Raw genomic sequence first — 26,695 nt, forward strand, 5'->3', positions numbered from 1 at the left:
AGCCACCGAAAATCGTAATAATTCAGGAGGAAATACGCCAAAAGTAAAGTACGGCTAGGGAATTTAATCCCTAGCCGTACTTTGTCAACAGTCCCGTTCGGCGGTTTCTTACTCCTTTATTTCTTCGTCTTGCCATTGGATCCGGCTACCTCAGAGTCCTGGTTATTTCCAGGCTGAGATTTTTTGCCGTTATTGTTCGCATTATTGCGAGACATCCTTCCAACCTCCTTTTGCTGAGATGGCAACACGATAAAAGTATGCCACTCCTTGGATTCCATATTCATCTCCGAAATCTTGCAGAACAAGTCCATGTATAAAATGGATTCTTTTGGGAGATTTTAATTAGACCCAACAACGAAGGAGTTGAAGCACTCAATGAGCCAAACTGGGGATGATTATGGGGTACTTGGCAGTAAAATCGAAGCTGACTCGGATGTGAATGAGGATCGCCATCGTGAGGCGCAATTAGATGACTCCTTTGAAGCCTGGTATGAAAACATCGGCGATCAGGTGAAGCAAAAGCTTGATCTTACGAATGTTCCGCAAGACAATGTGTTTGAATCTGCAAGCGATTTAGACAAGGACCCTTTAACGGATGGGAACAATTTACAATAAGGAACAAGCCCTCGAGTCTATCATAAGATACTCAAGGGCTTTACTATTGTTATGCTTCTTCGACCGCTCGAAAATAATGCCCGTCCGGATCATAAAAGGTGAAGTAACCGAAATCTTTAGTAAACACAGGCTCTTTATCAATAGGATCGCCAGCTTGTTTAATCCGTTCATGCAAAGCAAGCAAATCATTCGTTAATAGCTCAATCATCGTCACGTGCCCAACCGATCACATCCGCACCCTTTGTTTTTTTGTTCAACATAGGCCACATTCTCCTTTTTATGTTCTCAGCCAGCTCCACAATAAATCCCTCAGGCCCACGAACGTAATCATCCGCAAGAACACATAATATGCCGTTTTAACGTCATTAAGCCCAACTATCCGATCAATCTTATAATTGCAATTTCTTCCTGTCAATAATTTGTTGCCAGGCACAAAGCGGGCATTATTTAGTTCACATTGTGAAAAAAGACTACACAAATAAACAAAAATATGTTAATTCTTATTTAATAACTAGTAACAATAATACAACAAGAGAGATTGGTGCCTTTGTGGTTGCTGTAAGTCGGATATTACTATACATACTGGAATATGGTGCAACAGGTCTCTTCACCTTTTCTATTTTTCGCCTTTTGTTCGGCCGTAATCTTTATAAAATATTATCAATTACTACTATAATGAGTCTGCTCTCCTATTATTTATCAGAAGTAGCGGCTATGAAAGGGATCACCATCTTCTTCCTGCCGACATTTTTGATTATATCTTGCACAGTGCTGTTTAACCTGCCGATTGCATATTCATTCCTAATTTCCATCATTTATACGATTGTAGGATTTCTAGCGGAATACTTAATTGCTTCCATTGCACAGCTTATAGGTTTAACCACTTATATGGGTATTAGTAATTCATTAACTCAAATGTCCATTATTCAAATAAGTACTAGTATATTGCTTCTACTATTAACAGCTTTGTTCAATTACAGGAAGTTTGGATTCATGTTCCTCGCAAGACAACTTTACGGTCGTAAAGCCTTGAAACCGCTCAATGTTATTTTTGGCGTTCTACTCATATTAATTGTTTGTGCAATTCAAGCAAGCAGGCTGTCTATGTACACGGCTACACACAGCATGATCCATCCGATTATATTTTTTTTAATCGCATTATTACTTATCATCGTTTTGATAATTGCCTGGAGAAGAAACAAAAACGCGGTAGATAAAAAGTACTTAAACACTACTGGAGTGGGTAAAAAATGAATCCAATCGATGAGTTAGCCTCAAAAATAGCTGACTTTATCAGGCAAAATCATCCTAAAGCTTCCTCTAAGGAGCTGTTAACCTATTCGCTAATTATTACTATTAATACCCTTACCGCACTCTTGGTATCATTCGTTATTTGCGCCGTTGCCGGGAACCTGGAACGTTGGCTCGTAGTATTCTTGATATTAACCGTATTAAGGTACTTTACAGGCGGAGCGCATCTAAATTCTTCGTTATCCTGTTGTATCTTTACCATTATCGTATTTTTGCTTCTTGTTTTCGTAAAGTATCCTTATGATTACTTAGGACTCACTTTTGATATTATTTCTCTATTTGTTTTTGCAATCTATGCACCAAAAGGAATTGATGTAATAAGGAAGGTCTCTTTACGTAAAAAATGGATCATAAAAATTTGCAGTTTATTATTTATTTTTTCCAATTTCTACTTACAAAATTCTCTATTATCCTCTATTATAATTGTACAAGCATTTTCATTAACACCTTGGTTTGAAAAAATATTTAAACTTGAGAGGAGTTATTGACTATGGTAAAAAAAGGTATCGCGAAAATTCTGAATACCATGCTAGTTGGTGTTGCTTTTATTACTGTACCTACTTCGTTTAGCTTTGAATGGCATCGTCCTGAGATCCCTGAAGAGCTTAAAAAGTAATTCTTCAAATGAGTAGAAATAGGATTGTAAAACAAGGCCTACTGCAGCAAGCAGTAGGCCTATGCTTATTGTACTCACGCATTCCATTCAGGACCACAATCCCTTCCGTACGGCGCCTCCTGTTCTTTTTCCGCTCCTTTTTTGCTTGTGGATCGCGGACATTTTTTTCGCTTTCTCGACCTTCGTCATGGTCGCTCTTGCGCGGCTCCCGTCGTCACAAGGAATCGTCGCGATGCAGTTGCAAAATTTCCTCAAAATCTAGGGTTCGAGTTCTTTCGTTTTTCTGCCGGCAGAATGGGCTCGATGACATCCCAATGCTCGGCGATCTTTCCATTCTCTACGCGGAACAAATCGTAGAAAGCGGTAGGCTGACGGTCGAAGTGACCTTCGCTCATTGTAAGCACAAAATCGCCTTGTCCTATGACTTGATGGACATGAGTATATTGAAACTCAATATGCTTCTCCTCCAGCGCCTGCAATGCAGCATGAAGTCCGGAAAGGCCGTCCGCAATATGTGGACTATGCTGAATGTAGTTATCTCCGTCAAAATAAGCGGCAAGCAGGTCGCGGTTCTTCCCAAGCAAGATGTTCTCGACGTAGCTTCTGACCAATAGTTTGTTGGCATCCGTCTTGTCGATATCTTTAATGGTGATCGGTCCATCAATCATCGTATGATTGCTTGGTGTCTTGCCCTCCATCTCTTGTAAATTATCCCAATGCTCGACGATGAGTCCATTCTCGAAACGGAAAATATCAAAAGCGGCTTTAGGTCCGTGAAAATCATATAAAGAATGAAGAGCGACATAATCTCCGTCTACTAATGTACGCTTAATGCTTACCTTCGTACCTATTTCCTTTAAATGACCGAGTGCGCCAAGCATGGCTTCACGACCATTGGGTAAGGCCTGATTGTGCTGAATATAATGTTCCGGATGAACGTAAGCCGTAATCGCTTCGGGGTTCCCGCTTTCTAAACTTTCCAGAACGGCGATTGCTTTCAGTACAAGCTCATGTTGATGGTTGAATGTCATTGGAATATCCTCCTTAGAGTAATTGGTCATTTGATAAATAATGAACATCATGTTGTTTATTTATCTGTCGCTCATTATAATTGAGGTTATTATCACGTTCAATATTCAATATTTTTCGTTTTGAAGGATAACAGACATCTTATAAAAGTTTGTCGCTAAACGGACTAAATCCATTTTGGGGGAACGAAAACCATGAGCAAGAAAACGGATCTAAGAATACTGCGCACGAAACAATCGATTCGCAAGGCGTTTTATGAGCTTATTCAGGAAAAAGGTTACGAAGCGATTACGGTACAGGATATTGCCGATCGGGCAATGATTAATCGCAACACCTTTTATCTCCATTACCAAAATAAGCCCGATTTATTAGATACATGCATGAATGATTTGTTGAGCGAATTAAAGGATGCCATCGTTCTTTGTCCCATCAGTACGAATCCTTACAGTATTTCTGTACTCGAACTAGTCATGCAAACTATACTCGAACATATTTCGCGTAACACTACCTTTTACTATGCTATGTTAGTTGGCGAGAACAGAATCTATCCGTTTCGAGCGAAAATGGAGAATATCATTAAAGATAAACTGAATGAAGGATGGAATCCTGCTAAGGGAAATTCCCCTTCGTCGATATCCAAGGAATTGCTGCTCGAATACCTCGTATCAGCTTTTATGGGGATTGTAATTTGGTGGGTTAAAAACGATAACGCCCTTCCTGCAGATGAAGTTGCATCCCAGTTTAGCAAAATCATTGCCTACGGGCATTTGAAAGCGGCCGGTATCACGGTCGAGGAAACTCATCCATTTCCCAAATAAAAAACAAAAATAAACCCGCTCCGGAATTATGGAACGGGTTTACTTCTCAGTACTGAAGGTTCATTATAGGGCTACCGTTTTCGTAGCCACTTGTTCTTGGAATGCCTGGTCATGCTCTACAAACACCATGGTTGGATTGAAGCCTTGAATAAGCTCTTCAATCTGCATGCGTGTATAAATATCAATGAAGTTTAACGGCTCATCCCAAATGTATAAATGAGCTTTTTCACATAAGCTTTTGGCTATAAGCAGCTTTTTCTTTTGCCCGCCGGAATAATGGGATATATCCTTTTCAAACTGGATACGTTCAAAGTCCATTTTTCGCAGAACGGATTTAAATAACGGTTCATCAATTTGATGTTCTTCAATAAAGTCGGATAACATTCCCTTTAAATGAGAAGTATCCTGCTGTACATAAGAAATGACAAGACTTGAACTAACGTTCAAAGTGCCTGTATGCTGTAAGGGCTCCCCTAGGATGAGCTTTAAAATACTGCTTTTTCCACTGCCATTCTTTCCGTCAAGCACAACCCGGTCTCCTTGCTTAACATGAAAACTTATGGGCTTATTCACGGTTTCACCATCGTATATAACGGATACATCCGTTAAACGAATCAGCTCTTCGGATTTGTATTCCAAAGGTTCGAGCTTTAATGACTCTGTTTTTTCCACATTTTTGAGCAGCTTTGACTTTTCTTCAATGGCTTTCTGCTGTCTGGATTCAATATTCTTTGCACGTTTCATCATTTTGGCAGCCTTGTGTCCCACAAACCCCTTATCCAATTTAGAACCGGAATTCGTTGTGCCATTTTTGGAAGCTTCTACTTGATCTGACCAATTTGCTGAACGTTTGGCAGATTGCTGCAGCCTTCCAATGTCTTTTTGCAAACGCTCGTTTGCTGCTTCCTCATGCTCCTGCTGTCTGTCGAAATTGAGCCTCCAGGAAGAATAATTACCGCTTTGAACTTCGATATTCGCCCGGTTGATGGACAAAATGTGGTCAACACAGCCATCCAAAAAGTTTCGATCATGCGAAATTAAAATGAACCCTTTTTTTCTTTTTAAATAATTGGAAACCCTCTTTCGTGCATCGGTATCCAGGTGATTGGTGGGCTCATCAATTAATAAAAACTGCCCTTCATTCAAAAAAAGCGCGGCAAGCAAAACCTTCGTTTGTTCCCCATTGGATAAGGTTTCAAAGGGCCGGTACATCACTTCGGCATCGACATCCAAATAAGAGATTTCCCGAAGAAACTCCCAATCCTCCGCCTGCGGACATACCTCTTCCAATATTTCATAGGTGAGTCTGCTTTTATCCGAGACAGGGTAGGGAAAATAATTAAACTCGACCGAAGAAATAATTTTCCCGCTATATTCATATTTGCCCAGCAACAGATTGAAAAACGTTGTTTTACCCCGTCCGTTGCGGCCGATAAATCCGAGCTTCCAATCCGTATCGAGTTGAAAGCTAACATCGTCGAAAATATTATCAAAGCTGCTCGGATAAGAAAACGTCAGGTTTTGTACTTGTATCATTGACATGTTGAAAGTTCCTCCTTTTTATAACCACACTGCTTCTTTATAAAAAGTCGGTACATATCCATCCAGTCTCATTTTACTCCGTATAAGTTTAATGGATATTATCGACTTATACGGAGTAAATCATGCGTAACCACGGTGTCCGTACTCATGTTATCCCTCCTTTAGCTTTTTTTACTTGTTATGTCCATATAATTGGCCGCATGCTGCTTGGATATCCGTTCCGAATTGGGTTCGCACGGTGACATGAATTCCTCTGGACTTTAAAATCTTAACAAACCGTTGAACCCGGTCTTTGTCCGATGGATGGAAGCTTTCGGGCGTCACATCGGTCGCATTGTAGGGGATCAAATTGACGTGATATAAATGTTCCCAAGAGCCTCTATTCTTCAACAAGGCGGCAATCGCCTCTGCGTGTTCCGTTGAATCGTTTTCTCCTCGAAGCAAGATATACGCAATATATACTTTTCTGCCTGTAGTGCGAATATGCTGGTCCAGCTTATTCATTACATCATGAAGCGGGAAGCGATGGTTAATGGGCATTAGCTCGCTCCGCTGTTCGTCGAACGGAGAATGCAGGGAAAAGGTCAGATTTACCTGCGGAAATTCCTGCGTCAGACGATCGATCCCCGGCATAATACCGATAGTGGAAACGGTTATTCTTCGATGACCCAAGCCGAAGATTCGGGAATCGGTTAGAAGCTTAAGGGCGTCGAAGATATTAGGATTGGCCAGCGCCTCTCCCATCCCCATAAACGAAACACTATCCAAGGCTTGACCGTTTAAATGAAAATATAACAATTGATCGGTAATTTCATCGGCAGTCAGATTCCGTTTCAGGCCGATTGTGCCTGTAGCGCAAAAGCGGCAGCCATATCCGCATCCGCACTGGCTGGAAATGCAGTAGGATTTCCACCCGCGCTCATAGCTCAGCTGAACGGCTTCCACCCGTTCGCCGCCCTCAATGGCAAAGAGCACTTTATTCACTTGACTGGATGTCTTTTGCATAACAGGGGTTAAGTTCAAAACATGTTCGCCAAGCTCCATGATGAAATCGTTTCTTATCCTCTTGGGCAGTACGGTCATTCGGTCATACTCCCCGATTCTTTGCTTAAAGATCGCATCCGTAATTTGCTGGAACCGATAGGCGGGTTGTTTCCATTCTGTCAATATATGTTGAATCATTTCGTATTTCGAAGTTGATTTCATGTTTTTTCTCCTCTTGAGCCGGAGAAAAAGCCTTTACACCCTTTTGTTGGTGTCTAACAAGCACATTAACCAACCCTATGAAAGCCCACGAAGCTTGCAGCTAGAATCGCTACGTGCATCTATCGATAGATGGATAATGCTCCGGCATCCGTTTTATTTGATCGTGAACCGTACCAACGGACAATGAACGGCTCACATGATCATTTACAACTTCAAACATCGATTTTCAACCTCCTTAAAAAAATAAAAAGAGCTGCAAGAAAGTTCCCTTTCTTGTAGCTCAAATAAATGAATGCTGAAATCTAACCCACCTCGTGGGACAGATAAATTTATTTGAGTGAAGAGAATAAGTAACTTTCTTGCTCAACAAAAAATAAAACAGATATTGTTTTATCATTCGTAAAATAGCAAGAAAACTTACATTATTCTCATCATCTCCCCTCGAATACTAAAAGTGATTGTAGCATAATAACTTTCACATTTCAACTTTGCGTCATGCATTCAATTCGCGGATCGGAACAGATTCTCTGACTAGATCTCGGCTGGTTTTCTACTATTGACAGGTTTTCTGACGAATGATAGAATGCATAGGAAAATCCTACATAATTACTCGGATTTATATTTTCCATTTTAACTATGGTTGGAGGAATGCATCATGTTCAAGACGATTTCCGTACCGAATGGACTGCTCACAGCAGCCCTATCCGCCTCCCTGCTATTTACGGTTCCAGCGCACGCGGCATTTGGCGCTGAAGCTCCAGCGGAAGCTTCCGCTCCCATTCAGACCGCCGCTGTACAAACTCAGCAGGCATCGAGCGAATACGGCGTATTCCTGCAGGAGAAATTCCAAGTGTCGCTGTCGGAAACACCGACGCGCGGGGAATTTATCGCTGCTGTCACCCGCTCGCTGAACTTTACGCCGGATAGTACAACGACCGTCGCTTTCAGCGATCTATCGGCATCCAGTCCGTACTACGCCTCGGCCGCAGCACTGTATCAGAGAGGAATTCTGACCTCGACGTCCGTATCAGCGGATCAGCCGCTCTCAGCGCTGCAAGCCGCCTTCATCGCAGTAAAAGCAGCGGGCCTCACCGAGCTGGCCTATTCCTATCCGCAGTCGAAAGTGTCCCAATCGCTCGCCCCGCTGGCGCTCAACGTCGATGATTTCGTCTCGCTGTCGGCTGCCCAGGAGATCGCTGCAGCTAAGGATGCCGGACTCGTCGACCCGGAATTGTACGGCGATCTGAAGCTGGGCGCGAACGCCTCCAAACGGCTAACGGAGCAGCTTCTCGGACACTTGCTGGAAACTCAGGGCCAGTATAAACACTACATCGGCCAAACCTCCGATCCCAATATCTATGCGAAGCTGACCGATGCCTACAATACATCGGATATCATCGAGGCGCCTGAACTGGAGAAAGTTGTCAACACCGCTTTGGAGCAAGGGCTGGTCACCGGTTATAATTTGAAGGACTCGCGATTCAGCTCCAACTTCGTCGAATCGTTATCCCTAACGTACGGCCATTCCGATCTAAAGCACGCGATTCAGCTGATCGGCTTGCTGCGCAGCGAAGGTATTGAAGCCAAAGTGCAGTTTGAGCCGAAGACATCCGCTTTCGTACATCTGATCGAGTGGGGTCAGCCGACACCGTCCAGCACGACGCGCTATCAAAAGCTGGCCAACGGCAACTATATCGCCTTGGCGAAGGAGTACGACATCGCCTTCGAATTCACGAGTACGGCGGACAAGGCCAAATTCCAGCCGATCGTACTGAAATACGCCAAGAAAAACAGCGAAGACACATCCGGCCTGATCGCTGGTTCCTGGTGGCAGCCGCTCTATTATTCCTTGACCGAACTGAACGATTACGATGTGATTACCAATAATAAAATCACCACTGCAGCTGGTCCTTATTATGCGCAATCGTTCTCGCTGAACGACAAGTCGGACGGCATCGTCGCCGGTTTCAAACAAATCGACCCGAAGGTCACCGTCAGCACGTATAAGTTCTGGGTAGACCGTCCGTTCCACAACTATTTGACGGGCGACGACTTTAAATGAGAACAATGCTTATCGATATATTTTCATAGATGATGCAGCGAAGGTCACGATATTGATTTGGCATGGCTTCCATTCCTCGAAATAAAGGGTTTTGACGTAGCAATGTAGTATATTTAAAGTGTCGTTTGTCAATACCAATCTATGTAAATATCTAAGAGGATTCGGGAATAAAGAGAAAATGAGGGATGGACATGTCGTATATCGTTGATTTTAAAAATGTGTCTACGGTAGGTTTGGAATCTTCACCTGTAGCGGAAGCGCTCGCTGGTTTACGTGCTAACGAAGCCCGTTACTTTATGAACAAATACAAGCATGAATTTACGGTTGTGCCAGCTGGCGAAAGTCAGGAGATCCTTGATTATGTGAACCGAATCTTGAAGGAGGAACGGGATATTGCGTTTGCGGCCAAGCCTTTGGAAACATCGCGCTTTCAAGTCGAAAATATCCTGTTCACCTACGTTTTTTATGAGGATGGTCTTGGGCTTAATGTCATGTATACGGTTGACGATCCCAAGAAGCGGGCTGTTGGCTTTAAGCTTTCTGAGGGAATGGACGTTCCCAAGGAGTTGGAAGGCAAGTTTAAGTTTGCCAGGCAGAAATCCAAATTGGCCGGAACGATTCGAGGCTCGTTTTTTGTAATTAAAGGACAATATTAAGCAGGAAATAGCGAATCACTAAAAGAGAAGTTCTATCAAAATAAGCCACTCCATTGTGCGGAGTGGCTTGTTGTTTATGTGTTGACTTAATTGGAAGGAAAACCATTCGAACTAAAGGCTACCTCCTTGCAGATAAATCTACTCCAAGATCACCTTATTCGATAACGGATTCGGTAAGGTTCCCTCTATAGAAGAATCGAGTTTGTCGACGATAAACACATGAACGGTATAGGTGCCCGCATCCGCATCCGCATCCGGCACATCGAAATGTCCTGTCAGGCTGCCACCATTCGTGAGCTCACTTTCCAGCGCAACATGGGATACGGGAGTGCTGCCCTTGAGAAGCTGAAAGTAGACGACTTCTGTACCCGCATGATCTAACGACCCTGCTGTACGGGCTACGTCAACCCTAGCGCTCAAACCGTTCGTCCGGTTCAGCCCGCCGTTTGCAATGACAGTAAACGGCTTATCCCCCGCAGCGGTTACCTTTACAGTGCGTACTACCGGGTCCGCCGCATTTTGTGCGTTGTCCATTACGGTATAGACCAGCGTGTACGTTCCTGGCGTCGACGTGTCCACATTGCCGCTCACTTGAATGCGGCTTGTCAGATCGCCGTCCACATCATCCGCCGCCGTCGCTCCTGCATCCGTATACGTGGTGCCAGCCAATACTTCGATCACTGCCGGCCCGTTCAGGGTTATCACCGGCTTCACCGAATCCGCGGGTATGGCGGCAAGATCGGACACCTGAAAGTCATCGATGCGGGCTGCCTGGTTTGCCACCCGGATCCCCGCCTTGCCTTGCATCAGTGCGGGAGGATTCGTCGGGAATAACGATCCGTTATCTACTTCGTCATAGATCAGGCTATCGTCCACATAGCCTTTGATCCGATTGCCGTCCACGACAAGACGAAGCTGATACCAGTTGCCGACCGCATACGGGTATGGGATTTTTTTGCTGTCCAGCTCACGCAGCGTCCCGTTCACGACACGACCAAGGATGACATACCCCGTGCTTCCGCCGGGCAGTCCATTCGTGCCGTTATGAATGCGCAGCATATAAAAGTTTTTGGCATCGTCGGATGCGCGCGCAATAATGCCTGGCAGTGACGGGCTGGCCTGCGCTTTAACTCTGGCCCTTACATCGTAATCTGTCCAACCGCTTTGACCGACCGTAAAGGCCATGCTGGTCGTCGTATACTTCTCCAGCACCTTGCCCTGATCCTCATCCACAATGCGTAGATGTGAAGCTGCACCATTCGGTACGGCACCGTTATTCCAACCGGTCGCTGCGTCCTGATTGTAAGCTCCGCTCTCAAAATTTTCTTCGTATAGCACCGTCCCGGCAGCCGCCTCCGGATTCGCCCGGATATTCAGTATATATTCCGCCGTCGTTCCGGCTTCGGAGGTTACTTTTACCGTTGCGGTACCCGAGCCGTTCACCAAAGCTGCGTTAGTGATTTGAACTGAAGCCAAATTGCTTGCCGTCGGGATCGCCTCTACCACCTTGACATAAGCCGTACGGGAAGGAACGTGAATCGTGTATTTCGTTTGACCCGGAACCAGAGCAACACTCGATTCGGGTAATTGTTGGCCCGGGGCTGTCAGAGGGTCCGTAATGGCCGACAGCCTCAGGCTGCTAAGCGATGTGTCGGCGCTTGCCGTCCGCAAGTTTATCTTGTAATAATTCGCCCCATTGCCTTCAGTCGACAGCGCAGCTATTGTGTACGACCTCTCTTGGCCAACCGCGTCGAAGGCCACCTGCCCGGAGGCCGGGGACGCCATGGTATTGGCCGTACCGTAGACGGTTGCCGTCACGATTACCGCAAAGCTCGTCGATGGGACAAGCACAGTGTAGTTGTTCAAATGCGGATGGAAGCCCTCAATGGAAACGCCGTTCATCTTAATATCGCCAAGCAGCGGAACGATCGGATACACTTTGACATCGTCGAAGCCTACGATGGATTCATGGCTTCGCAGCCCGAATTTACCGGAAGCCCGGCTGGCATCCGTAAGCTCGATAACCTGAACGCCGTCAATAGAAGCTCGCAGCGTTGTTCCGACAGCTTCCAAATTCAGCCTATACCAGCGGTTCGACTGAATCGGATCAGCCAAATCCACCGACTTAAGCACGGTTGTCGTTCCATTGACGCGCTTCTCCAGCACTGCCTGATGCGCGGAGCTGTTTCGGTACAGCTTGAAGTAATACAAGTTATTGTAATCGGTCGCTCGGGCAATAAGCCCCATTTGCACGTTTCCACTGTCCGTAGTTCTGACCCGCGCTTCCACTCCATAATCCTTAAGACTGTCACCAAAAATGGCGAAACTAGGTGTCGTGCTGTATAGGTCCATCGGTTGCACGAATGTGTTAGGGTAAACACTGTCCGTCACGGTGGTCCATGGGGTGGATTTCGATCCAAAGCCAACCGTCGTCCATGCCGCCATTGCATTCTTATCCTCGGTAGTGTCGAACCCGTTTTTGTACAGCGCTTCGGCAAAAACCTTTACATCGTTAATCGATAGCGGGCCATCGAAGGTGGAGACCGTCACCGTCAGCTTCACATACCGCGCCTTGGTTTGGAACCAGTCCAAACTGTTCCCTCTTGGGACTGCGGAAGCCGGGTCGGTTTGATCCGCTACCGTATGGTACGACGTGCCATCCAAGCTCGTCGCTATTGCGTAGCTGAAATCTCTCGATGCGCTGTTCGTCCAATCGATTTGCATCCCTGATAACTCATAGGGTCTGCCGAGATCCATTTGTATAGTTTGCGGATAGCTGCTATCGGCTGCGACAGCAGCAGTCAGACTATTGCCGTCCACCAGCGCCGGCATATTCGTCATTCCTGTCGTAGAGGTAACTTCCTTGCCGGCAGACACGATATTTTGGATGCTAGGATCAACCGCCTCCAGCTCTATCAGCATTACCGCATTTCTATTCAACGTAGCGTTAATCGTCAGATTGTCCGCCGTGTTCGCTATGGTTTCGTCGACCAACTGGAGCTCGTCGATTTTGTTGTAGGCATAATTGCTATGGGTCTCGTCGACCAAATACTTTTTGATCCGTACACTCTTCCCTTCAAAGCCTGGCGGCAGATGCTTCACATCGATGCTGACATTGGATGAGGCCGCCCCGTCTCCCTGTTTGTTCCACACCATCATCGTCGCTTTGGAATCGCTGTTCTTCGTCGCCAGCATCCGTGTCCCATAGATGTCACTGCTTCCGCCGGTTGCTTTCACCCGGGTGTCCCCGAGCCGGGCGAACATCCGCATTGTGTTAAAATACGGGGTGAAGAAAGTGCGGCCCAGCACCTCGTAATATTTCAATTTATCACTAGTGCCAATGAGCTGGAAGGTGTTGATATCGGGATTCCCCCACTTGATATCAACCCTGGCAATCCCGGGAGCCGATGGCCCCAGATCGAACTTGAGCCAGGTCCAGTAGTCTGCTTGGATAAACTGCGTCGTATCGTCACCGTCCGTAACCGCCGCAATATTCGGGTCGTTTGCCGGATTCGGGATTGGAATCGGGTTGTTACTGCTGTCAAAAAAACGAATTTCCTTGATCTTCATCGGTTTGGAGGACGATGCCGACTCCCTCCACCCGCGCAGATTCAAATATTGTAAAGCCCTTGGATTAGGGTTCATAAACGTCTGCCAATTCGTCATATCCCCATTGCTTAAAGCATAGTCGACATCGAACTGGTTCTTGAAATACGCATTCAGCGTATGGACCGCTACCCAGTTCATCGGAATATCCGTCCCTCCGTGGGCATAATAGGATGCCGAGTCCGTCATAAACGCCGCTTGCTTCGCCAGTCCGACGTTGTTCGTCGGATCACTTAACCCCCCGCCCCCCTTCCAGCCGTATTCGCTAACAACGGTTATAGCATTCGGATAAAACTTGTGCAGATAGCTTTTCATTTCGATTTCCTGCGTTTCGTTCATCCGCACGTCCTCCTGGTACCGGTGCCATGACACGAAATCGACCTGATAGCCTGCGGCGTAGGCCAGATCGACGAACTGCTTCTGCTTCTCGAAATTGTAGCCGGATAATACCGGTCCGCCTACTTTCAGCGGCTGCCCGGCCAAGCCCTGTGCGTTTACCCATTTTACCGCTTCCGACATGCCCTGATACATGCGCATGTAGCCGGGAATATCATCCTTCACATGTCCGTAATAGGCAGGCTCCAGGTTCGGCTCGTTGCCCACCTCGATATATTCGATCTTCGGATTTTTCTCCTTCAACGTATAAATAATTTTCTTCATCGCCTTGTCGAATTCAGGCCAGTTCATTTCGGTCTCGCCGGCTAGGAGACGGTTTTTCTGCGGATTCGCGTCACCTCCATAGGAATAAGCGAGAGATAGGAGAATGCCATCGGTAAACTGGGACATGAAATCATACGTTTCCTTGCGGCCATGCTGTAAATCCGGGTTCGTCGCGTTACGCGGGTCGTCGATGGAATAAGCCAAATAATCGCTGTTCGCCTCATCCTTGTTGTAGTACCAATTAATTTTAACAAAATCTCTTACGACCTTGGTCCGGATCCCTTTGAGTTCATCGACGACATGAACCGGAAGCGGCGTGTAATTCGTATTGTTGAATTGCTCCGTGCGGACAAGCGGCCCTTCACTTACGGCATAATCCGCTACCAGATTCACGGGTGCCGCATGAGTCGTTCCCGCGGTGAAGCTTGCTGCAGCCGATGCCAGCAAGGCACCGGCCGCAAGCGCGATACAGGATCGTTTCAATGCCTGACGCAGTCTATATGATGATCCAAAAGCCATCGTTACATCCCTCCTGCGATGTGTTGTACAATGCGGTACAGCATGACAGCCGTCTCCGCACGGCTGGTGTTATCCTGTGGGCGGAGCGAGCCTCCGCTGCCCTCGATCAACCCTTCGCGAATCAAAGCAGCAACGCTGGATGCGGCGTAGTCCGCCACCTGCGAGGCGTCTGCAAAAGCTTTCAGTTCAACACGGGTATCCGTCCCCCTGCTTTCGGCAAGCAGTCCTGCCGTATGCAGCGCCCGTTCTGTAAGCGTCATCATTTCCTGCCTGGAAATCAATCGATCCGGCTGAAAGTGGTTATTGCCAGCTCCGTCGGTGACGCCAAGTGCTCGAGCTATGCCCAATGCTTCGTAATAATAGGCTCCGGGACGCACGTCGTCGAAGTTGTCCTCGAAAGGTGCCGACAACTCCAGCGTACGAACGAGCAGCAGCACGAAGTCAGCGCGTTGTATCGAAGCTTCCGGGGCAAACGTTTCCGGCGTAATGCCCATCAGGATGCCTTTGGCTGCAAGGGCTCGAATAGGCTTCTCCGCCCAAGCATAGCCCGATAGGTCGGTGAACGTCTTTGTCACATAAACGACGGCATAATGACCGGGATGTGCCGCACGGAAGATCACTTTGCCGCTGTAGCTATCATAATGACCGCTAGGTACCGGAGACGGATCGCCTGAGCGGTCGATAGACCAAACCGTGATTCCATCCGGAACGGCCAGCTCAGCTGCCGATGGGGTATATGGAATGGCGACGACCGGCGAATCAAGCCTCAGCCAATTGATCGCCTGCCCATCCAGCGCCGCCTGCACCATGACCTCCGGACGTGTGCCATTGGCTGCAGCCACTCCTTGGGAAAGCGCATTCATTTGTGCTTTTCTTATTGTTATAGAAATGGTCTGAGCTTCAGACGTTACGCTCTGGCGGAACAGGCTGTCCCGAAACGATACACTGGCCAATTCGGTGAGCAGCTCGATTTGCAGGTCCATGCTATTTTCATGCAGGACGCCTGCGGGCAATTGAAAGGCATAAGCCTTCGCGCCATCCTTTGGCGCAGCCTCGATGCGCAGCTTCAAGGCTCCTGCCTTGAGCTCCGCCATGGCTTGGTCAATGATCTCCTGCGTGACGATAACTTGAACCATTCCCGCTGTATCTGGCGGCCCTTGGGGCTGAAGCAGGAGCGCAACCGAGCCGTCCTGCTGCGGTTCCGGCTTCGCCGGTGCCGAAATATCCGCGCTGCCTCGGCTGCTGTGATTGCGGCTGCTTCCGCCAGGAGGTCGACCTCCTGGCGTTCCGGTATCGTTTCGCGTCACCTGAAACGTAAACTGCCTCGACACACGGTCGTTGCCAACTTTGAGCGTATACACGCCGTTTACGGCATCCGCAGGAATCGTGTAGACATAGCCCTGCTCCAGCTCGGCTCCAGTTATCGCTTGCTCATGGAGCAGCGTCCCGTCCGGAGCTAACACTCTCCACAGTAAAGCAAGCTGATTGGTCGTGCCTAGAATACGCATCGCCCCACCTGCTTCGACTGAGCCGATCGCGCTTAACTCTAATGCAGGCTGAGGTTCGGGTTCAGTCCCCGGCTCCGTACCTGGCTCTCCATCGCCATTCCTGGCAACCACATTGAAATCCCTTACGGCAGCCTCGCTGCCCGCTCCCGCTTTCACTGTATAGACGCCCACCGTGGCGTCAGCGGGGAGCGTAACCGTTTTACCGAATAGAAACTGCTCCTTAGTAAGCTGATCCATTTCCAGAATCGTTTGATTCGGCCTCAGGATCTGAACGATCAATTCAGGCAAGCCGGTCGTTCCTTGAATGGTGAAGGCTTCACCCTGCTTTCGCTCGCCGATCGGTGCCAGTATGGTGCCTGACGGCTCCGCATAGGCGGTGCCTTGCGAAACTAGCAGGACGAGAACAAGCAGCCAATAGGCGATACTAATTCTGCCTCTCCTCACAGTTTAATCCCTCTTTTCGCATTGTAATAATAGGTTATTTATATGTATTGAGGCTGCAGCCATCATGCCGGCCGCATCAGAGAACGATCAATCAATTTCCTGACGCTAGCCTGAGCATGAATTTGCAGGAAATACTACACTATGGAGAGCAAAGCGCTTATTGGAACACTCCCTGCCTGCTCCTGTTAAGCCTTCCCCCTGAACTGTCCAGGAGTCATTCCCTCCATTTTACGGAAGTACCGGATAAAGTTGGCCGGATTATTATACTTCAGCTTCTCGGCGATTTCCGTGACCGTCATATCGGTCTCTCTCAGCCAGCGCTTGGCGACGTCCAGCCGATACTGGGCCAAATAATCCACATAGTTGATGCCAGTTTCCTGGCGAAACACACGGCTAATATATTGCGGATGATAATTGATTCGGGCGGCGCACTTTTCCAGCGTCAGATCGGTATCGAATTCTTCGGCGATCAGTTGCTTGACCTCTTCGGAAATCGTGCGGAACTGCTTCTCCCGCCGCTGCTCGAGCAGCGCGATTCCCGGTTCGACAAGCTGCCCGTTGAACCACGACTCGATATCCCTTACCGTTTGCAGCTGAATCAGTTCATCGAACAGCGAACGTTCATTGCGGGTAAGCGAATAGATCGAGACGCCGGCATCTTGCAGGAGACGGATCAATTCTACGAATAGCCGGACTAACGACAGCTGGTAGTCGTTCGGATGACCTCCCGGGCTGGAAACGCTCTCCATAAATCCCGCCAAGGCCTCCCTCGCCCGTTCCCGGTCTAACGACTGAATCGCATCCAGCACCCGCGCCGCCGCTTCCTTCGGATACGTTGGCTCATTGCTTATGTCAGGCTGCACGTCCTCGATGAACAGGACAGCCTCCCTCCCGAGCTGCAATCGGTATTTCAATGCGGCTGCACATTCTTCGTAGCCCTGCTCGGCCCCGGTCCATTCCTCAAAGCCCCGGCTGATACCTACGCTCGCCTCGATGGACATGTACCGTTTCACCGCATCTTGAATGGATTCGGCTATGCGGAACAACCGCTCCTTGAACGCATCGTCCGTCCCCGACTGCGTACCGGCGATCAGAACGACCGCGTCCCGGTAAATAATCGGGACGAGACGCTCCTCCCCCGGTACGAGTTCGGAGACTATGTTGCTCATCGCATACAACAGCAAGTCACGGTCCTTCTCCTCGAAACGGCTCTTCTCCAGATCGTCGATCTGGAACAAGAGTACCCGTTTCTTCTCCCAGTCGTACGTGTGGCCGTAATAGTGTAGCCTTTCCTGCAGCGTCGCGGTCTTTTCCTCGCCTGTCAGCATTTTGCGGACAAGCAGCTCCGTCATATGCTCCTGCTGGCCCTCCAGCTGAAACTGAAGCTTCGATTGATTGGACAGCAGCGATTGAATCCCATCGGCAATTACTCCGAATTCGTCCTTACCTTCCCGAGTCGCCCGGTGATCAGCAAGAACGCGGTAAATGCGGCGGACCGGGCTGTACACGCTGCGTGTGCCTAGAACAGCGATGAGCACCGAGATGCCCAACGCGAGAATGCTGACCCACAGGGATGTCCAAGCGATGCTCTGCGCCTGCTTCGTCATTTCGTGAATCGGCAGCACCGCAATATATATCCAGCCGTTATATGCGGATTTGCGATAAGAGACAGACATATCCTCGTCCCCTATGGCGGACTGCAGCAATCCTGTAGGCTCCTTCGAGTCTGCAATGGAGCGAATAAAGTTTTCCTGTGATACATCCCTGCCTACCCAGCTATCATCACTATGGGCTATGATGCGGCTGTTCTCGTCGACGATCATGATTTGTCCGTTGCTGTCCTCAAGATCGATAAAACGATTCGCCTCCTTGGCAGACAGCATGACGGCCATCATTCCTTGCGGATGCAAGGAATTGATGGGCCACTTTTTTACAATCATAATAGTCTGTTTGCTTGCAGCCGTCAGCGGTTCCTGATCGGTATTGTACTGCCCGGTCAGATCCATACTGACCCACCGGGAGCCTTGCGGCATGGCTGCAAACTCCTTCAGAAGACCCTTCATCCCGGGCTGGCTATGCTCGTCGATCCCGGAATTGCTGATGATCCAATCCTTTTCCAAGCTGTACAAGAGAACGTCCTTAATCCCTAGCTCAAACGTTTGGATGCCGATAAGACTGTCATAGACGTCGGTAATCATTTCCGAATCCACTGCTGTAAGCCGCTTACCAATAGCCGCCGTGACGAGAGGAGTATTAAGCAGCTGGGAGGCGGAGTAATCGATCGTCTTTAACGTCTGCTCCACCCGAAGCTGTGTCTGCCGCAATATTTGCGCGTTGCTTTCGTTTACCTTTTCCAGCACCGTCTGGGATGAATAGTTATAGGAATACCAGCCCAGGATGAGAACTGGAAAAGCCCCCACTGCAAGCGTTAGCAATATCAATTTGCGGAAATAGGAATGTGTCCTCATGCCTGATGTCTTCTCCTTCGGAACGTCAATGTACTAAGTCTTTAATGCCCTTAGTATAGCAAAAAAAGGTCAGTGCCGAGGGAAAAAATCACAGACCTCCCGCTACACGGCTTTGCTGGTCGTGAATGGTTACTTCTTTGCGCTCTTGTTATACTCGGCGGTGTATTCCTCCATGATCTTGCTGCCGCCATTTTGCTTCCACTGCTCCACCGCTTTGTTCCAGCCATTCTCATCGATAGAGCCCATGATAAACTTTGTGCGCGCATCATCAATCAGCTTATCCAGCTCCTTACCCTTCTCGCTGTAGGTAGCCGAGATAAAAGCGTTCACCGGATTTTCAATCGCCCGTTTTGCGTTCTCCTGCCATACCTTGTCACGCAGGTGCACGAGCGGGGAGCCGAAGGTCGTGACCTGGTCTCTCAGCACCGCCAGCTGGGAGGAATCGCCCATGCCGTATTCGACCAGCATTTTTGGATCTGTTGTTTTCTTGTACTGACCGTTCTCCACCGTGTATTGGCGTCCTTCAATGCCGTTGTACAGCATATTCTGCATGTCTTTATCCGAGAGCTTGTCGAAATAGTTCAGGATGGCCTTCACCTCGGCTTCCGTTTTAACCGATGTCTTCGGAATCATGAAGATTCCGTAAGATCCCGTCCCGGCGATGCTGCGCAAGCCCTTAGGCCCCTCCAGAGCACCGATCAGGGTCATCTCGGCCTTCGGATCAACCTTCTTCGCCTGCTCCTCGATGCCATTGGCATCATTCAAGTTGGCGACCCATCCTCCCGCCGTCCCTTTATTCATCACCTGACGTCCGTCCTTCACCACGGCGAAATCCAGGTTCATCAGCTTTTCGTCATACAGCTTCTTATAAAACTTCATCGTTTCCAAGTAAGCCGGGGACAGGTGGGCCGGACTCAGCTTGCCGTCCTTCACTTCCCAGTCGGCAGGGCCACCGTGCCACGCTAGCATAGTTCTCCAGCCTGCAGGCTCCTGCTGCTCGACGAGGCCGATGGTGTCGTTTTTGCCATTTTTGTCCGGATCATTATACGTAAACGCCTTCAAAACGTTGTAAAATTCATCAATCGTCTTCGGCTCCTTCAAGCCGAGATTGTCGAGCCAATCCTTGCGGAGCGTCAGCCCGTCCCTCGCCAGATCCCGTTCGCGGTAAATCCCGTATACTTTGCCGTCTATGGAAATCGCGTTCAAGGCGATCGGATTCATGCGGCTTAAATTTTTGTAGTCCTTCAGGTAGGGTCCGAGCTCCCAAAACATCCCGGATCGTACGGAGTTGACGATGAACGGCGCTTTTTGATTTAATACGGTGATAACATTCGGCAGCTCGCCGGAGGCTACGGTAGCGCTCAGTTTATCCGAATAGGTAGCGGATGGCACCCAGTTGAGCTTCAGCTCGGTGTTCGTTGCCGATTGAATTTTTTTGAAAATTTCTCCGTCAGTCGACATCGGCTCCGGATTGAAGCTTGGCAGCATAATCGACATTTTATACGGTGCAGCTGCCTTGGAGGCATCACTGGCTGCAGCCGGCTGTCCTCCCCCATCAGTTGCCTTAGTGCCGCCGCAGCCAGCAGCAGCACCGGCCGTCAGCGTCAACACGGACGCCATAAGCATAGATTTGTGTAATTTTTGTTTCATTGAAACTTCCTCCCCTTATTCATCATATCGATATCGGCAAACGGAGTAAACCGTTTATCCTTTGACGGAACCTAGCAGCACGCCTTTGGCAAAGTGCTTTTGCAGGAACGGATAGACCAAGAGAATCGGCAGCGTCGAGACGACAATGACCGCCATTTTGATGCTTTGCTCCGGCGGCTGAACGAAGTCCGAAGCGAGCGAGGTCGAATCTCCCAGCCCGCCGCCATCCGCCATGATGACGATCTGGCGCAGCAGCACCTGAATCGGCCATTTGGCTGCATCATTGATGTAGAGCACCGCGCTGAAAAACGTGTTCCAATGCCCTACGGCATAAAAAAGAGAAAACGTAGCGATCGCCGGCAGCGACAACGGAATGACGATTCGAAACAGGATGCCGAGATCGTTGCAGCCGTCTATTTTGGCCGATTCTTCAAGACCGTCGGGCAGCTGCTGAAAAAAATTACGAAGAATAATCAGATTGAAGGCGCTTATCGCACCGGGTATTAACAGAGACCAGTAGGTATCGATCATGCCCAACTGCTTGACGACAAGGAACGTCGGGATCATCCCACCGCTGAACAGCATCGTAAAGATAATGGCCATTTGAATCGGCGTCCGGTAATCCAGATCTTTGCGTGCTAATGGATACGCCATTAAGCAGGTCATGAAAATATTGATGAGCGTGCCGGCCAATGTAATATAGACGGTTATCCCCAAGCTTTTGAGCAGCGTCCCGGTGGAAAAGATGTATTCGTAGGAGCTCAGTGTAAACTCGGTCGGAAACAGGATGAATCCCCGCTCCAGAAGCTCCTTCTGGGTCGCGAACGACCCGGCGATAATATAGATGAATGGAATGAATGTAACAAGAGCAAACAAAACCAGGACGGTGACATTCACCGTATCGAATAACCGGCTGCCGAAGGTGCGGTCTTTAACCATGCCTACCCTTCCTCTCCATGTGTTATACTACCCCTTCCTCGCCCATTTTCTTGGCGATAAAATTAGATGCTGCGACCAGCACCAGACCGACGATCGATTTGAACAGGCCGACAGCCGTACTGTAGCTGTACTGCCCTTCCGTGATGCCCGTCGAGTACACGTACGTATCAAATACCTCGCCGACCTCGCGGTTCATCGCATTGAGCATCAGCCATATCTGCTCGAAGCCGGTGTCGAGAAAGTGTCCCAGCCGCAAAATAAGCAGAATAACAATCGTGGAACGAATCGCAGGCACCGTAATGTGACGAAGCTGCTGAAGCCGGTTCGCCCCATCGATCCGGGCCGCTTCATATAACTGCGGGTCTACGCCAGCCAGGGCAGCAAGGAAAATGATCGTGCCCCAGCCAGTCTCCTTCCAGATCACCTCTGCGGTGATAAACGTCCGGAACCAGTCGGCGCTGAGCAGAAAGTTGATCTTCTCGGCTCCAAGCGACTTCAACGCTTCATTCACCAGTCCGCCTTCGGTCGTAAAGAACAAATAGACGATGGATACGATGACGACCCACGACATGAAGTGGGGAATATACACGACCGTCTGGATCATCCGTTTGAACAGCTCCAGGCGCAGCTCATTCAGCATTAGCGCGATCACAATAGGCAGCGGAAAGAAAAAGACGATATTGTAAATCGCCAGGACAAAGGTGTTCTTAAGCAATCTCCAAAAGAGAGGATCTCCGAAAAACCGGTTGAAATGCTTCATCCCTACCCATTCGCTATCCCAGAAGCCGAGAAACGGCTGATAATTTTTGAAAGCGATCAATACTCCGTACATTGGAATGTACTTGAAAATAAGAAAATAAAGGATGCCGGGAAGCAGCATCAGGTAAAGCCAGCGATTGCGCAGCATACGTCGAATGCGCTGCTTGCGGTACAACGTATCGCCTGATACCTTGATGGCCGCTGCGGCCGATTCCGTGGTCATAACGCCCCTTCCTTTCTTTCAATGGATTATGCCGTGGATGCTCTCCACTAAGCTGCAGAGTTGATTCACCGGTGAACCGAGTCTTGCTGTCACCTCTGCATCATAGGGTAATGCTTTCATTGCCGTCCATAGTCATTCCGGTACGTAATTGCAAAAACACGAAAAAAGCCTTGCAGCAGCGGCTTACAAGGCTTGATTGTCATTATAAGAGGGGAAATAGTCATTTTTTGATTCATGGATTGGATGCGGATTCTTCAACTCCTAGCCTCAACATGTTTTAGAATCTACATGCTTTCTGTTCTTCCGCTAGAGACTGCATTCCGCTTCTTACGTGACCAGACGACAACCGGAATAAGCAGTAAGGATAGGATCCCTCCGATCAAAGAGAGTGTGGAGTAGCTGGATTGGGCTACAACCATACCGGACAACGCGCCCCCGGAGGCACCAGCCAAAGCGATTAGCACATCAACCGTGCCTTGCGTCTTCGCCCGGATTTGCGGCGGCGTCGCATCGACGATGGCCGCTGTCCCGCTAATTAAACCGAAATTCCAGCCTAAACCAAGCAGAGTTAGCGCCAGAATGAGCAGAACCATCGAATCACCAGGTGCAAAAGCAGCCACTAAGCCTGCCAATAGCAAGGTGACACCGGAGGCATAGGACATCATCGTGCGCCCGAATTTATCGACGAGCGCGCCGGTAATGAGGGAAGGCAAATACATCGCAGCAACATGAATGCCTATGACGATACCCACCTCGCCAAGACCATGGCCGTGATGCTTCATGTGAACCGGCGTCATCGTCATAATGGCAATCATAACGATTTGGGTAAGCACCATTACGGTTGCCCCCACTATAATCCCCGGCTTATGGACACGCAGCTCTGCCTCATGCCTGCTTGTTCCGCTGCCTTGCGCAGCCTTAAGCCGCTCTACATCTGCAATGGCCTTGGCGACCACAAGGGGATCGGGGCGGAGAAACAAGAGAAGAACCAGCCCGGCCAAAATATAAGCCGCGGCACCCAGCATAAACGGACCCGTTAATGCAGGAGCTCCCATGGATGACGCTACCTTGCCAGTGACATTGACCAGATTCGGCCCGGCCACCGCACCAAAGGTCGTGAAGACCATGGCGGCACTAATTGCTTTGGCCCGTTGGGTAGCCGGCGCCAAATCCGTACCGGCATAACGAGCCTGCAGGTTGGTCGCTGTGCCGGCACCATAGACTAACAAAGAAATGAAGAGCAGCGGCACATTATGGAGAATTGCTGCGAGAACGACACCTAATGCTCCAATCCCCCCTGTCAAAAAACCGGCGGCAAGCCCCACCCTGCGGCCCATACGCTGGGAAAGCCGGCCGACTAAAAGCGCTGCGGCAGCGGAACCTAACGTAAACAACGCGGAAGGAACTCCCGCATACCCGTCCGTGCCGAGCATGTCTTGGGCAAGCAGTGCGCCAACCGTGATTCCCGCAGCCAAACCTGCACCGCCAAAAATTTGAGAAGCAATGACGATTCTCATGGTTCTCTTGTACAACTGATACTGCTTCTCGGGAGAGACTGCGTATTCCTTTAGCGTCTCCGGAAGACTTTTTATCTTATCTTCAAGCGGTAAATTACCTTCTGGCATTTGGTTTCTCCTTATATTAGACTAGCTTAACGATTTCTGATGCGGCCCGTTCAGCAGATCGAAGTGAGCCTTCCAGATGTCCACCCTGTTCAAAAGCGGTTTCTGTACCTGCGAAAATGATCTTCATTCCCCAACTCTCTATGTCTGCAAGGGGACCGTACTCTGGATAGTATTGAAGCGGTTCTGTGTCTTCATCCGCAGCTGTGTCTGGATCACTAGACCAATCCTTATATAAAAGGGCGCCCAAGTTTTCAGCGGACGGTCCGAAAAGCCGAGTCAATTGTTCAACAACGAGTCGAAGGACGTTTTCCTCCCCTAACTCTCTCCGCGACTTGGCAGGCAGCCCAAAAAAACCAAAAAGTGCGCCTGCACCTGAATCGGGCGATGCATCGTGGATTTCCTGCAATGGTCCTGCCCAGCTGGACACGAAACCGGAAAGCCCCTTCTCGCGCCAAAAGGGACGTTCGTACACCGCAACCGCTTTTGCCTGTGCTGCCATCCACGTGGGCTTGCTGATCATGCTGGCCTTTAGATTCGGGGGGAGCTCGGGCCAAAAGGAGATGTTTTGCACTACAATCCGAGGCGGTAAGGTGATAATGACTGCACTTGCACGGAAACTTTCCCCCTGGCCATCCGTTTCTAGCGTTATTTTTCCGTTTGCTTCCTGGCGGATCGCGGTCACTCGTGTATTCATCCGGATCGTGTCCGAAGGAAGAGTGGCCGATACTGCGTCGATGAGAGACTGCACACCTCCAACGAACCGAAGCGATCTTTCGATAGCTCCTTCTGGCAAAACATGTTGTTGAGGGGGAGTTTGTCGGGAACGCTCCGTAAGCATCAACCCTTCATTATACTGTTCAAAGGTCTTTAAACCAAGCTCTTTAACTAGCTTGGTGATTGATCGTTCGTAGCGTGGCCAAAACCATGTCGGACCTAGATCGAATCGGCCTAGATCAGGCCTGCCCGCAACCTCATGACTTAAGACTCTCCCACCGATACGGTCTCGGGCTTCGAGTATGGTGCATGGAATGCCTTGTGCTGTGAGCAATGAAGCAATCCGCAGTCCGCTTAGGCCCGCACCAACAATGATCACCGATTCATGTTTATTCATGTCAAATTTCATTCCTGAACCCCTTTACCGATGCGAGAGGAAATAAACTCCTTTTTTGTGCATATATTCTGCTTGTGTGTTTACATAAATAACTATTCAATTGAATGTTTGAATTATAAAGCTGTCGTCCTGTTTGTGTCAAGGTACTTATATAGTAGTCTCCTGTCCCGATACCATTTCACGGGATTATTCAGAAATGCTCAGCACGGCACGGAAGCGCGTCTTTGCCGCCATCATCTCTTCGTATGCTTCGTTAGCACGTTCCAAGGGAAAGACTTCAATCATAGGACGCACATCGGTCAGTACGCTGAAACGAACCGCCGCTTCAATATCTTTTGCTTGTCCGGTAAAGGATCCGCGAACGGTATTTGGGCCTGTTAAAAAGTCCCTGGCGGACAATTCCAAAGGTTCTCCAGAACCGGCTACAATTATGAGTTCGCCATCTGTGCCCAACCCATTTATCAAAGAGGAAATTACTTTAGCATTAGGCGCGGTAGCGAGAATGACCTTGGCTCCGCCTAAAGCTTTTAACGCTTGGGCCGGATCTTCTTTTTCCGAATCAATGTAGTCATGCGCCCCAAGCTCTCGTGCTAATGTTTCTTTATCCCTGCCACGGGAGATAGCAACGGTTTGAAAGCCGGCTTTTTTGGCATACTGTACTGCAAGATGTCCCAGTCCGCCAATACCGGAGATGGCAACAAGGTCACCGGGCCGGGCCTTACTGTTCCGAAGCGCACTAAACGTAGTTTCACCAGCGCACATCAGTGGAGCCGCTTCTTTGGATGACACCTCATCGGGAATGCTCGTCAAGCTATCTTCAAAAGCAACCATATATTCCGCATAGCCGCCATCCATGGTTAGACCTGTCACATGGTTGTGACCGCCGTGCCATCCTATACCGACACGCTGCCCTATTCGCCATTTCGTCGAACCTTCCCCTAGCTCCTTCACGATACCGATTATTTCATGCCCGGGAATCCTCGGATACTCTGAGGCGGCTCCTCTAATAGCCACCGAATCCCCATGACATACCCCGCATGCTTCTACACGAAGAAGCACTTGCCCTTCTCCAGGATGAGGCACCGGGATTTCGACGAGCTTCATTTTTTCACCCTTGGACGGAATTTGCATAGCTTTCATCATTTTCATTGCAGCTTACCTCCTCCTACAGTCCGGTTGTAGATTCTCCCTTAGTATAGGCTAAAGAAAAGTAATATTCAATTATATAATTGAATAATAAATAAGAAGTAATGTTCTAAAGTAATTCTAACCTCTCCTTTAATTTGAAATGTGGATATATAAAAACGCAGCTTGATTGCTGCGCTTTT

Annotated in this window: 20 protein-coding genes; 7 read left to right on the forward strand and 13 right to left on the reverse strand. The window is 48.8% G+C overall.

Annotated elements, in window-relative coordinates; all coding sequences use genetic code 11:
- Positions 1-375 precede the first annotated feature (375 nt).
- Complete coding sequence (locus GGC63_RS10495; RefSeq protein ID WP_192702281.1) at positions 376-615, forward strand: hypothetical protein; 240 nt, start codon at positions 376-378, stop codon at positions 613-615.
- A gap of 49 nt (positions 616-664) precedes the next feature.
- Here GGC63_RS10495 and GGC63_RS10500 read toward each other — a convergent pair whose 3' ends face one another.
- The gene (locus GGC63_RS10500) at positions 665-823 is read right to left on the reverse strand and encodes a VOC family protein (protein WP_192702282.1); all 159 of its coding nucleotides are present in this window, start codon (positions 821-823) and stop codon (positions 665-667) included.
- Positions 824-1,074: 251 nt separating this feature from the next.
- Between GGC63_RS10500 and GGC63_RS10505 the strand changes: the two genes are divergently transcribed.
- The 3 genes from GGC63_RS10505 to GGC63_RS10515 are packed head-to-tail and all read left to right on the forward strand — an operon-like array spanning position 1,075 to position 2,542.
- Positions 1,075-1,869, forward strand: coding sequence for a hypothetical protein (locus tag GGC63_RS10505; RefSeq protein ID WP_192702283.1), 795 nt, complete (start codon positions 1,075-1,077; stop codon positions 1,867-1,869).
- Positions 1,866-2,414, forward strand: coding sequence for an accessory gene regulator B family protein (locus tag GGC63_RS10510; protein WP_192702284.1), 549 nt, complete (start codon positions 1,866-1,868; stop codon positions 2,412-2,414). The genes GGC63_RS10505 and GGC63_RS10510 overlap by 4 nt, the downstream gene beginning before the upstream one ends.
- Before the next feature lie 2 nt (positions 2,415-2,416).
- Positions 2,417-2,542 carry a cyclic lactone autoinducer peptide gene (locus GGC63_RS10515; RefSeq protein ID WP_192702285.1) on the forward strand — a complete coding sequence of 42 codons (126 nt, stop codon included), beginning with the start codon at positions 2,417-2,419 and terminating at the stop codon, positions 2,540-2,542.
- A 251-nt stretch (positions 2,543-2,793) separates the two neighbouring features.
- On the opposite strand, the gene GGC63_RS10520 is transcribed toward GGC63_RS10515, so the two are convergent.
- Entirely contained in the window at positions 2,794-3,573 is a 780-nt protein-coding gene (locus GGC63_RS10520; RefSeq protein ID WP_192702286.1) for a nuclear transport factor 2 family protein, read from the reverse strand.
- Positions 3,574-3,765: 192 nt separating this feature from the next.
- Here GGC63_RS10520 and GGC63_RS10525 point away from each other — a divergent pair, with 192 nt between their 5' ends.
- The gene (locus GGC63_RS10525) at positions 3,766-4,389 is read left to right on the forward strand and encodes a TetR/AcrR family transcriptional regulator (protein WP_192702287.1); all 624 of its coding nucleotides are present in this window, start codon (positions 3,766-3,768) and stop codon (positions 4,387-4,389) included.
- Positions 4,390-4,452: 63 nt separating this feature from the next.
- On the opposite strand, the gene GGC63_RS10530 is transcribed toward GGC63_RS10525, so the two are convergent.
- Entirely contained in the window at positions 4,453-5,931 is a 1,479-nt protein-coding gene (locus GGC63_RS10530; RefSeq protein WP_192702288.1) for an Lsa family ABC-F type ribosomal protection protein, read from the reverse strand.
- A 171-nt stretch (positions 5,932-6,102) separates the two neighbouring features.
- The gene (locus GGC63_RS10535; protein WP_079915025.1) at positions 6,103-7,137 is read right to left on the reverse strand and encodes a Cfr family 23S rRNA (adenine(2503)-C(8))-methyltransferase; all 1,035 of its coding nucleotides are present in this window, start codon (positions 7,135-7,137) and stop codon (positions 6,103-6,105) included.
- 655 nt (positions 7,138-7,792) lie between these two features.
- Here GGC63_RS10535 and GGC63_RS10540 point away from each other — a divergent pair.
- Both GGC63_RS10540 and GGC63_RS10545 read left to right on the forward strand, forming a co-directional pair.
- On the forward strand, positions 7,793-9,199 hold the full coding sequence (locus GGC63_RS10540; protein ID WP_192702289.1) for a hypothetical protein: 1,407 nt from the start codon (positions 7,793-7,795) through the stop codon (positions 9,197-9,199).
- Positions 9,200-9,390: 191 nt separating this feature from the next.
- Positions 9,391-9,855: a phage tail protein gene (locus GGC63_RS10545; RefSeq protein ID WP_079915060.1), complete on the forward strand. Its 465-nt coding sequence runs from the start codon at positions 9,391-9,393 to the stop codon at positions 9,853-9,855.
- Between the two features lie 138 nt (positions 9,856-9,993).
- Here GGC63_RS10545 and GGC63_RS10550 read toward each other — a convergent pair whose 3' ends face one another.
- The 9 genes from GGC63_RS10550 to GGC63_RS10590 all read right to left on the reverse strand — a co-directional run bounded on the left by GGC63_RS10550 (position 9,994) and on the right by GGC63_RS10590 (position 26,516).
- Positions 9,994-14,640 carry an immunoglobulin-like domain-containing protein gene (locus GGC63_RS10550; RefSeq protein ID WP_192702290.1) on the reverse strand — a complete coding sequence of 1,549 codons (4,647 nt, stop codon included), beginning with the start codon at positions 14,638-14,640 and terminating at the stop codon, positions 9,994-9,996.
- Between the two features lie 2 nt (positions 14,641-14,642).
- Positions 14,643-16,592 carry an S-layer homology domain-containing protein gene (locus tag GGC63_RS35100; protein ID WP_192702291.1) on the reverse strand — a complete coding sequence of 650 codons (1,950 nt, stop codon included), beginning with the start codon at positions 16,590-16,592 and terminating at the stop codon, positions 14,643-14,645.
- Positions 16,593-16,777: 185 nt separating this feature from the next.
- Entirely contained in the window at positions 16,778-19,060 is a 2,283-nt protein-coding gene (locus GGC63_RS10560) for a helix-turn-helix domain-containing protein (RefSeq protein ID WP_192702292.1), read from the reverse strand.
- Between the two features lie 129 nt (positions 19,061-19,189).
- A complete protein-coding gene (locus GGC63_RS10565; protein ID WP_192702293.1) occupies positions 19,190-20,710 on the reverse strand; it encodes an extracellular solute-binding protein in 1,521 nt (506 codons plus the stop codon).
- Between the two features lie 54 nt (positions 20,711-20,764).
- Entirely contained in the window at positions 20,765-21,649 is an 885-nt protein-coding gene (locus tag GGC63_RS10570; RefSeq protein WP_192702294.1) for a carbohydrate ABC transporter permease, read from the reverse strand.
- A 22-nt stretch (positions 21,650-21,671) separates the two neighbouring features.
- Complete coding sequence (locus GGC63_RS10575; protein ID WP_079915032.1) at positions 21,672-22,631, reverse strand: ABC transporter permease; 960 nt, start codon at positions 22,629-22,631, stop codon at positions 21,672-21,674.
- A gap of 284 nt (positions 22,632-22,915) precedes the next feature.
- A complete protein-coding gene (locus GGC63_RS10580) occupies positions 22,916-24,256 on the reverse strand; it encodes an MFS transporter (RefSeq protein WP_192702295.1) in 1,341 nt (446 codons plus the stop codon).
- 16 nt (positions 24,257-24,272) lie between these two features.
- Complete coding sequence (locus GGC63_RS10585) at positions 24,273-25,379, reverse strand: flavin monoamine oxidase family protein (protein ID WP_192702296.1); 1,107 nt, start codon at positions 25,377-25,379, stop codon at positions 24,273-24,275.
- Positions 25,380-25,553: 174 nt separating this feature from the next.
- The gene (locus GGC63_RS10590; protein WP_192702297.1) at positions 25,554-26,516 is read right to left on the reverse strand and encodes a zinc-binding dehydrogenase; all 963 of its coding nucleotides are present in this window, start codon (positions 26,514-26,516) and stop codon (positions 25,554-25,556) included.
- Positions 26,517-26,695 lie beyond the last annotated feature (179 nt).

Source organism: Paenibacillus sp. OAS669 (genome assembly GCF_014873645.1).
GTDB classification, from domain to species: domain Bacteria; phylum Bacillota; class Bacilli; order Paenibacillales; family NBRC-103111; genus Paenibacillus_S; species Paenibacillus_S vulneris.

Excerpts from the sequence above, each read along its gene's own strand:
- GGC63_RS10570 (WP_192702294.1), bottom strand. The coding sequence starts at position 21,649 with ATGGTTAAAGACCGCACCTTCGGCAGCCGGTTATTCGATACGGTGAAT.
- GGC63_RS10530 (WP_192702288.1), bottom strand. The coding sequence starts at position 5,931 with ATGTCAATGATACAAGTACAAAACCTGACGTTTTCTTATCCGAGCAGC.
- GGC63_RS10560 (WP_192702292.1), bottom strand. The coding sequence starts at position 19,060 with ATGAGGACACATTCCTATTTCCGCAAATTGATATTGCTAACGCTTGCA.
- GGC63_RS10545 (WP_079915060.1), top strand. The coding sequence starts at position 9,391 with ATGTCGTATATCGTTGATTTTAAAAATGTGTCTACGGTAGGTTTGGAA.
- GGC63_RS10500 (WP_192702282.1), bottom strand. The coding sequence starts at position 823 with ATGATTGAGCTATTAACGAATGATTTGCTTGCTTTGCATGAACGGATT.
- GGC63_RS10580 (WP_192702295.1), bottom strand. The coding sequence starts at position 24,256 with ATGCCAGAAGGTAATTTACCGCTTGAAGATAAGATAAAAAGTCTTCCG.
- GGC63_RS10520 (WP_192702286.1), bottom strand. The coding sequence starts at position 3,573 with ATGACATTCAACCATCAACATGAGCTTGTACTGAAAGCAATCGCCGTT.
- GGC63_RS10525 (WP_192702287.1), top strand. The coding sequence starts at position 3,766 with ATGAGCAAGAAAACGGATCTAAGAATACTGCGCACGAAACAATCGATT.
- GGC63_RS10585 (WP_192702296.1), bottom strand. The coding sequence starts at position 25,379 with ATGAAATTTGACATGAATAAACATGAATCGGTGATCATTGTTGGTGCG.
- GGC63_RS10535 (WP_079915025.1), bottom strand. The coding sequence starts at position 7,137 with ATGAAATCAACTTCGAAATACGAAATGATTCAACATATATTGACAGAA.
- GGC63_RS10540 (WP_192702289.1), top strand. The coding sequence starts at position 7,793 with ATGTTCAAGACGATTTCCGTACCGAATGGACTGCTCACAGCAGCCCTA.
- GGC63_RS10590 (WP_192702297.1), bottom strand. The coding sequence starts at position 26,516 with ATGAAAATGATGAAAGCTATGCAAATTCCGTCCAAGGGTGAAAAAATG.
- GGC63_RS10495 (WP_192702281.1), top strand. The coding sequence starts at position 376 with ATGAGCCAAACTGGGGATGATTATGGGGTACTTGGCAGTAAAATCGAA.
- GGC63_RS10550 (WP_192702290.1), bottom strand. The coding sequence starts at position 14,640 with ATGGCTTTTGGATCATCATATAGACTGCGTCAGGCATTGAAACGATCC.
- GGC63_RS10515 (WP_192702285.1), top strand. The coding sequence starts at position 2,417 with ATGGTAAAAAAAGGTATCGCGAAAATTCTGAATACCATGCTAGTTGGT.
- GGC63_RS10510 (WP_192702284.1), top strand. The coding sequence starts at position 1,866 with ATGAATCCAATCGATGAGTTAGCCTCAAAAATAGCTGACTTTATCAGG.
- GGC63_RS10565 (WP_192702293.1), bottom strand. The coding sequence starts at position 20,710 with ATGAAACAAAAATTACACAAATCTATGCTTATGGCGTCCGTGTTGACG.
- GGC63_RS10575 (WP_079915032.1), bottom strand. The coding sequence starts at position 22,631 with ATGACCACGGAATCGGCCGCAGCGGCCATCAAGGTATCAGGCGATACG.